Source organism: Flavobacterium sasangense DSM 21067, assembly GCF_000686885.1.
In the GTDB taxonomy this organism is placed as follows: domain Bacteria; phylum Bacteroidota; class Bacteroidia; order Flavobacteriales; family Flavobacteriaceae; genus Flavobacterium; species Flavobacterium sasangense.
Map to the genome: position 1 here is coordinate 1 of NZ_JMLU01000051.1, position 5184 is coordinate 5184.

3 protein-coding genes and 1 pseudogene are annotated in these 5184 nt (G+C 35.8%); 2 read left to right on the forward strand and 2 right to left on the reverse strand.

The annotated features are described in order from the left end of the window. A pseudogene (locus BP92_RS17280) lies at nt 1-228 on the forward strand (IS110 family transposase); the annotation flags it as partial. A 120-nt stretch (nt 229-348) separates the two neighbouring features. Here the strand turns inward: BP92_RS17280 and BP92_RS0113505 are convergent. Continuing rightward, nucleotides 349-1911, reverse strand: coding sequence for a protein adenylyltransferase SelO (locus tag BP92_RS0113505; RefSeq protein WP_394331855.1), 1563 nt, complete (start codon nt 1909-1911; stop codon nt 349-351). Nucleotides 1912-2041: 130 nt separating this feature from the next. Beyond that, complete coding sequence (locus BP92_RS0113510; RefSeq protein ID WP_026726518.1) at nt 2042-4816, reverse strand: PKD-like domain-containing protein; 2775 nt, start codon at nt 4814-4816, stop codon at nt 2042-2044. Between the two features lie 105 nt (nt 4817-4921). Here BP92_RS0113510 and BP92_RS0113515 point away from each other — a divergent pair. Further along, on the forward strand, nt 4922-5184 hold a 263-nt coding region (locus tag BP92_RS0113515; RefSeq protein WP_026726519.1), incomplete at its 3' end, for a transposase.

Genomic DNA, 5184 nt, shown 5'->3' on the forward strand with positions numbered 1-5184 from the left:
AGAAATCTAAGAAAGTCAATGCATTTACCTTCTTTAACAGCAGTAAAATGGGACGAAAATTTTAAAAATATTTACGCTAGGCTCATATCAAAGAACGGAATTAAAATGAAAGCATTAGTCGCTGTTCAGAGAAAAATACTTGAACTTATTTATATATTATTCAAAAATGAGACAGTGTATGATAAAGAATATATAACAAAAAATAGCGCGCAAACACAAATGGTTTAAACACGCTATAGAGACTAGTTCAATGACTGTCTTGAAAAACAAAAGTAATAAAAATTAAGATTTAAATTTGAAATCAACACAGAATCTTATATGTTTAAATTAACCTTTGTGTGACCAAATCTAAGAACTACAAGACAACATCGAACACCCTACTTTATTGCGTGCCCAATCAGGTCGCTTTGCAAACCATTTCTCATTTTCTGGTTGCTCATCGTAAGGATGTTTTAGTAACTCGTGAAGTTCTTCAATTAAAGTATAATCTTCTTTTTCAGCAGCATCAATAGCTAATTGCGCCATATAATTTCGTAATACGTATTTTGGATTAACCCTATTCATTTTAGCTTTTCTATCAGCATCCGAAATCGATTCATCATTTAACTTTTGCAAATAACGTTCCATCCAATTAATCCAACTCGTTTTCAATGTAGCTACCAAAGCATCAGGTTGGTAAAACGCATATTCTATTTTCGATAAAGCAATCTCAGGAGTATCTGATTTTAATACGTTAGCTAAATTACGATAGAAAATCGTCATATCGGTTTCAGAAGCGGTTAACAAAGTTGTCAATTCATCCTGAAAATCAGATTCATATTCTGATGTTAAGCCCAATTTCTCTTGCATCATTACAGGAAACTTCGCATCAAAACGATGACTATAACTATTCAAAATAACCTCCATTGCTGGAACATCTTCAATCAAAGGATACAATGCATTTCCTAACTGAATCAAATTCCACAATGCAATATCAGGTTGGTTTCTAAAACGGTATCTTCTACCTTCTGCATCGGTAGTATTTGGTGTCCAATCTGGGTCATAATCTTCTAACCAACCATACGGACCGTAATCAATCGTAAGTCCTAAAATCGACATATTATCGGTATTCATTACCCCGTGAACAAAACCTACGCGTTGCCAATGCAACACCATTTCCACCGTTCTATTCACCACTTCCTGATAAAACTGCAAATACTTTTCTTTTCCCGATGTAGTTATTTCAGGATAAAAATACTGAATTGTATAATCGGCTAAAGCTTGTAAATTTACAATATCTTTTCGAGCCGCTAATAATTCAAAATTTCCAAAACGAATAAACGAAGGCGCTACTCTACACACCACCGCACCATCTTCATAAGCAGGATTTCCATTGTATAAAATATCACGCAATACCTTATCGCCAGTAGTTACTAAAGATAACGAACGCGTTGTAGGAACCCCTAAATGAAACATCGCCTCACTACACAAATGCTCCCGAATAGACGAACGCAAAACCGCCAAACCATCAGCATTTCGAGAATAAGGAGTTTCTCCTGCTCCTTTTAATTGCAATGCCCAACGTTGATTGTTCTGCAATACTTCAAACAAATTAATCGCTCTCCCGTCTCCAAGTTGTCCCGCCCAATTTCCAAATTGATGTCCAGCATAGGCCATGGCATAAGGTTGGGTTTCTGGATACACTTTACTTCCTGAAACTACCTCTAAAAACTCAGTAGATGTAACCTCTTCTTTAGACAAACCAATCAACTCAGCTACCTCAGCAGTAACATGAAGTAATTTAGGATTGCTAGGAACTCGAGGCGTTACATAAGAAAAACAAGCTCCAAAAACTTGTCTTCGAGTATTTGAAGTATCAGTATCGGCCGTGAGACTTTTATTAAATGTATCGTTGAGATGAAATTTCATGATTTAAACGTATTCCATAAATGAATTAATACAAAGGTACTTAATGGAAATATGCAAATGAAATGATTGTGTATAATTTAACGTAAGTATAAGGCATAAAAAAAGACCTTACTTACAAGGTCTTTTAGTTTTTTTATCGTTTCATGGCAAAGTGTGCTTTGAATTGTTTTTTCACTCCGTTTTCATCATAGTCTACCGTAAACCAATAATCTGTAGAAGGTAATTGTTGTTGATTGAAAGTTCCATCCCATTTTTCAATACCTCTCAATTGTTTGATTAATTTACCATAACGGTCAAAAATATAAATGGCATCAGTATCCTGTAATCCCGCAATAAACCATTCATCATTAATTCCATCATCATTTGGTGTAAAATATTGTGGGTAATCAATTACGAATATGGTTTGCACTAAATAGGTACATCCTTGAGAATCAATAACTGTTATCGTGTGCAATCCAGCACTTACATTAATAAATACATTTGAAGCTTGTAAGGTACCTTCATCTAACTGATACAATAACGTACCTGAACCTAATGCAACGGTAACTGTTAAAGTGGCATTATCACTAAAATAATTACTTTGAGCTACAGTAAAGCTAGATGCTGGAGTTGTTGAACCTACTGTTGCACTAACGAGGTCTGACACGCAAAATGTAGTCATATTGGTAGCAATTACACCGTAAGTTCCCACAGCATTTGCTGTATAAGTGAAATTATTCGAGTTTGGAATCGGATTTCCATTGAAGTACCAAACAAAATCGTAATCTGCATTATCTAAACCACTATTTAAGGTATACGATTGGAACGGAACGCCAAATTCATCCACACAAATTGATCCATCAGTTAAAACTGGTTTTGGTAAAGGATTAACAACTACTCTTACAGTAATTGGTGTACCAGAACATCCAGCAAATGTTGGAGTAATTATATAATCTACATAACCAGCTACATTATCAACCGAAGTCGTTAAGTTTTGAATAATAGTATATGTAGGCCCAGGAGCACTTCCAGCAGTTGCACCATTAACTCCAACAGAATTTACTGTCCAGTTAAATACAGTACTTGCATTAAATGTTGATAAAAATATATTAGTCGAAAGAACACCACTGCATATTGGCGGATGAATTGGATTTGCGAATAATTCTGGTGTTGGGTTCACTAAAACTGTAACCGTTTGAGGAGTTCCTAAACAACCATTTAAATTTGGTGTTACTTGGTATGTAACAGAACCTTGTGATAAACCTGTAGCAATTAAAACTTGTTGAATACTTGAACCTGTTCCATTTGAAGCACCAGAAACACCTGAACTATTAGATACAACCCAATTAAAAACTGTTGCCGAAATACTACTTGTAAATGATATATTAGTACTTTGGCCAGAACAAATTGGTGCAGAATTACTTTGTATGGATAAATCTGGAATAGGATTTACAGTAACTCGAACTTGTTGTGGTAAACCTGAACATCCATTGGCAAAAGCAACAATTTCATACACTACTTCTACAGCAGTTGTAGTACCTAAAGTTGTGGTTAACGTTTGATTGATACTAGTTCCTGAACCTCCAGCAGCTCCCGTAATATTAGCTCCTGTAACAGTCCACGAGAAAGTAGCTCCAGCAATATTACTTGACAATTGAATATTGGTTGTACCTCCCGAACAGAAACTAGGATTTAAATTTGCTGCAATTACTGTTGGTAATGGTGTTACAATTGCTTGAACTGTAATTGGACTTCCAGAACATCCATTTACTATTGGGGTAACTGCATAAACTACTACTCCATTTGAAGCAGTCGTAGCTGTTAATGTATTTGAAATTACTGCACCAGTTCCTGCTGTTGCTCCTGTAACATTTGTTTGACTTACTACGGTCCAACTAAAAGTAGTTCCTGCAACAGAACTAGTTAAATTGATACCAGTTGAAGTTCCTGAACATATCGTTTGCGGTGAAGGACTTGCAATGACATCTGGAATTGGAGTTACAATAACAGTCGCGCTTGTTGATAAAGATTGATTACAACTAGAACTTGGTGTAGTTAATGTAACATCAACTAAAGTATATATCGAATTTGCAGTTAATACTGGAGTTGTCACTGAGGCATTTCCAGACGTATTTAATGTTATAGTTTGATTAGCACCTCCATCAATAGTATAAGTTACAACTGCATTTGGTGTTCCAGAAAACGATACCGTTCCAGAAGTTCCGAAACAAATCGTCGGCGCTGAAACAGCTGCTGTTGGTAATCCTAAAACTGTTACAATTGCACTTCCTGATGCAGTATTTGAACAAGCCGCATTTATACTTACTAATTGGTAAGTTGAGTTTGTTGTTAAATTAGGAGTTGTTAAAGATGCAAGCCCTGTAGCACTTAGGGTTATCGTTTGATTGGCTCCTCCATCAATAGCATAAGTTACCACTGCATTTGGAGTTCCTGAAAAACTGATGATTGTATTTCCACCCGAACAAATCGAAGTAGTTCCTGAAATGGAAGCTGTTGGTAAACTCGTTACTACAACTGTTGCACTTGCTGTTAAATTTTGACTACAAGCAGGAGTTGCTAATGTAACAACACTTACCAGTTGATAGATTGCATTAGCTGTTAATACTGGAGTAGTTAAAGTCGCAGCTCCAGAAGCATTTAATGAAATCGTTTGATTGGCTCCACCATTTACAGTATATGTTACCACTGCATTTGGTGTTCCAGAAAACGTTACAGTTCCAGTATTACCAGAACAGATGGTATTAGCTGACACAGAAGCTGTTGGCAATGGTAAAACCGTAACTACAGCACTACTTGAAAGTGATTGTGTACATATTGGAGTTGTTGCAGAAGCGACACTAACTAATGTATAAGTTGAGTTTGCAGAAAGTACTGGAGTAGTTACCGAAGCAGATCCAGAAGCATTCAATGTTATTGTTTGATTTGCACCACCATGTAAATCGTCAGCAAAAAGTGGACTGATTTAGTTCAAAACTAAGAGAGTGTTTTCAAAAATTATTAACTTTGAAATAGTATGAAAACACCTAAGAAAAAAACAGCAGAGAATTTCATCAAAGACATTCGTAGAAATACACGAAGAATCTTTAGTTCCGAACAGAAAATCCAAATTGTAATGGAAGCTTTACGTGCAGAAATGTCAGTTGCAGAATTATGTCGTAAGTATTCAATTAATGAATCTCAGTTTTACAAATGGAATAAAGAGTTTTTAGAAGCTGGTAAAAAGCGTTTAGCAGGCGATACCACAAGGGAAGCCACAAGTGATGAAGTAGTAGAACT